Source organism: Streptomyces sp. NPDC045899, from assembly GCF_056431485.1.
The window spans coordinates 1-3,268 of sequence record NZ_JBWKKP010000065.1 but is presented as its reverse complement, the minus strand read 5'-3'; the positions used below and the strand labels follow the sequence as shown (position 1 = coordinate 3,268).

3 protein-coding genes are annotated in these 3,268 nt (G+C 67.9%); 2 read left to right on the top strand and 1 reads right to left on the bottom strand.

Annotation, left to right across the window (positions count from 1 at the left end; translation table 11 throughout):
• Together AC07FT_RS36290 and AC07FT_RS36285 are read left to right on the top strand one after the other, a co-directional pair.
• Positions 1-1,308, top strand: a 1,308-nt coding sequence (locus tag AC07FT_RS36290; RefSeq protein ID WP_479180431.1) for a transposase, incomplete at its 5' end; no start/stop codon positions are given.
• Entirely contained in the window at positions 1,305-1,880 is a 576-nt protein-coding gene (locus AC07FT_RS36285) for a GNAT family N-acetyltransferase (RefSeq protein ID WP_467914999.1), read from the top strand. The genes AC07FT_RS36290 and AC07FT_RS36285, both read left to right, overlap by 4 nt.
• Before the next feature lie 24 nt (positions 1,881-1,904).
• On the opposite strand, the gene AC07FT_RS36280 is transcribed toward AC07FT_RS36285, so the two are convergent.
• On the bottom strand, positions 1,905-2,972 hold the full coding sequence (locus tag AC07FT_RS36280) for a tyrosine-type recombinase/integrase (protein WP_479180429.1): 1,068 nt from the start codon (positions 2,970-2,972) through the stop codon (positions 1,905-1,907).
• Positions 2,973-3,268 lie beyond the last annotated feature (296 nt).

Below are 3,268 nucleotides of genomic sequence, written 5' to 3'. Positions count from 1 at the left end.
AAGTACGCCGAGTTCGATACTGACTTCATCGCCGAGTTCACCTCGGTCGCCACCCGCGAGAACCTGTCCAAGGACGTGCTGCGCCGCCGGCTGCTGCTGGTGCTGTTCGGCCTGGGCACCAACATGGGCATCAAGCGTGTCGCGGTGACGGGCAAGCACGGAGAGTCCGAGGCGACGCTGCGCCGGGTGCGGCACCTGTTCGTCAACCGGGCCAACATGCGCGCCGCGTTGGTGAAGCTGGTGAACGCCACCTTCGCCGCCCGGGACGAGATGTGGTGGGGTACCGGCACCGCGTGCGCGTCCGACAGCCGCAAGTTCGGGGCCTGGTCCTCGAACCTGATGACCGAGTGGCACCAGCGCTATCGGGGCCCCGGCGTGATGATCTACTGGCACGTCGAGCGGAAGTCGGTGTGCATCTACTCCCAGCTCAAGTCCTGCTCGGCCTCCGAGGTCGCCTCGATGATCGAGGGCGTGCTGCGGCACTGCACCGACATGGAAGTGGACCGGCAGTACACCGACACCCACGGTGCGTCCATCGTCGGGTTCGCCTTCGCCCACATGCTCGACTTCAAGCTGATGCCGAGGCTGAAGAACATCGGCTCTGCCCGCCTGTACCGGCCGGCCGCCGGGGAGGACGACCAGTGGCCGCACCTCGCGCCGGTGCTGTCCATCAAGACGATCAACTGGGACCTGATCCGCCAGCAGTACGACCAGATCGTGAAGTACACCACCGCTCTGCGGCTGGGCACGGCCGAGGCCGAGCAGGTCCTGCGCCGCTTCACCCGCGGCGGGCCCAAGCACCCCACCTACCAGGCGATCGAGGAACTTGGGCGGGCGGTGCGTACGGCGTTCGTGTGCGACTACCTCGCCGACGTCGAGCTGCGTCAGGAGATCCACGAGGGCTTGCAGGTCGTGGAGAACTGGAACAGCGCGAACAAGGACCTCTTCTACGGCAAGGACGGCGATCTGGCAGGTGCGGACAAGGAGTCCCAGGAGGTGTCCATGCTCGCCCTGCACCTGCTCCAGTCCGCCCTCGTCCATGTCAACACGCTGCTGATGCAGCAGGTTCTCGCCGACCCGAAGTGGGTCGACACGCTCACCGACGCGGACCGGCGGGCTCTGTCTCCGCTGTTCTGGACGCACGTGAACCCCTACGGCCGGTTCGAGCTGGACATGAACAGCCGTCTCGACCTGGACCTGACCGCCCGGGTACCAGCAGTGCCCCGACCACGCATCCCCGAGGGGGAGCCGGCCACCGCATCCGGACTGGTGGCTCGATCCAAAGAGCCGGGACAATGGATCTCATGAACGCATTACCCACGCTGTCTGCCAATGAGATCACCACTGATCGTCTCCGGCTGCGAAAAGCGCAGGACGCCGACATCGACGGCCTCATCGAGCTCCAGACCGATCCACAGGTTCGTGCCCACCTCGGGGGCCCGCGGCCCCGTAGCGTCGTCGAGCAGTACTTCGACGCGAACGGCACCGCCGCTATTGCAGGCAAGCCCGGTACCTACGTCATCGCCGACAAGAAAACCGACCGGTTCATCGGGACACTCGTACTCGACCGCCGCTCCGCCGACCTTCCGGGACACGTCACCAAGGAAGGCGGGGAGCTGGAGCTGACCTACCTGCTCCGGCGTGGGAGTTGGGGTGCGGGGCTGGCATTCGAGGCCGCCACAGCCGTGTTGCGGGCCGCCGCCGACGAGCTGCCCGACCAGCCGGTCCTGGTGGTGACCCAGACGGCCAACGAGCGTTCCCTCAAGCTCGCCACCCGCCTCGGCTTCCAGCACATGGGCACCTTCGAGGCGCATGACGCGGAGCAAACCCTCGCTGTAGCCGACCTGCACTCGTTCAAGGCCCCGTCTCCCACCTCTTGACCCACGCTGAAAGTAGGGCACCGGTTACGCCCTATGACGTGCGGCAGGGTCACGTTCAGCAACGTGCCGGGCGACCGCGTCGATGCCGGGGCGGGCGTACCGCTCCAGGGAGCGGACTGAGGCGTGGCGGGAGCGGGCCAGCAGCATCGGAGTGGAGGTGCCGCCCTCGGCGTCGTGGGTGAGGGCACTGGGGCGGAGCTGGTGCAGGGTCCAGCCGTCCAGGCCCTCGATGTCCTCGGGTGAGGCGAGCGGGTTGGCCAGCAGCCGGGTGTTCTCCTCGAAGATCTCCTCAGCCCGGCGGTAGGAGAGCCGGGCCCGGCCGGTCTCCGGGCACACGTCGAGGGTCGGCGTCCCAGCGGGGGCCTTGCGGCCGGTGAGGAACAGCGGGCCGCGGGTGCGGCGGGCGATGAGGCGGGGCAGCAGCTGGGCGGTACCGGACTGCCAGTGAATCCACTCGGTCGCCCCGCCCTTGGCCGTGATCCTGCCGCGCTTGTCCGCGAGGTACAGGTCCTCCACGTTCAGGCACAGCACCTCATCGGCCCTGGCTGCGGATTCGTAGAGCATCTTCCAGAACGTCTTCTCTCTCAGACCGACGTCCAAGCGCCACATGGCTGCGATCTGGTTCTCGGCGAGGGCCTTGGTGCGGTCCGGGGGTGCCGGCCGCCGTTCGATGCCGATCGTCGGATCGCATTCGATCCAGCCCTGGCGCTGCCACCAGCCGATCGCCTTGCGCGCGACGGACAGCTCCCGGTTGACGGTGTCGGCGTCCATCTCGTCTGCCCGGGCCGCCGCCAGCTCGGCCAGCGCCTCCGGCAGAGCCGGGTCGTCGAGCACGGCGACGGGGAAGACGGGCGGCTTCGCGCCCCGGCGGGCGGCGCCTGTCGGCGCGATCTCACCAGCGAACATCCATCCCCACGTCGTCAGCGAGATCCGGTAGATCCGCGCGGAGGACTTCGCGATGCCCGCACCGGTGAGGTACCGCTCAACGGCCGCGGTGTACGTGGCCGGAGGGGCAGACAGGGGTACGACCCGGGTGCGCGGCAGCCGGAGCACGCCCCCGCTCCTGAGCTCGGTCACTGGTTCGATCGTCATGCCCGCCCCACCCTTCCAGCACGGCCGCAGTAAATGCGTACACCTCGCTTCGGCGGCCGGAATGCCCCGCCGCAGGTCGAGGTGATCACCATAGGAGCTCCGTCGCAGTAAATCCGGCATTTACTGCGGCACCACTATGGCGGACCGTCAGAGTGGCAGAAGGTCTGATAAGCCGACCTCGAAGCGGAACGGCTGCTACCGCCAACCGCTGCGCCGCCAACCCTCACACAGACCCCAGACCTGAGCATCGCGTGGTGCTACACGCCACCTGGCCGTAGCTATACGAGAACAGGGCC

What these genes read in the sequence shown, in the direction of transcription:
- AC07FT_RS36285 (WP_467914999.1), top strand. Translation starts at nt 1,305, where the DNA reads ATGAACGCATTACCCACGCTGTCTGCCAATGAGATCACCACTGATCGT.
- AC07FT_RS36280 (WP_479180429.1), bottom strand. Translation starts at nt 2,972, where the DNA reads ATGACGATCGAACCAGTGACCGAGCTCAGGAGCGGGGGCGTGCTCCGG.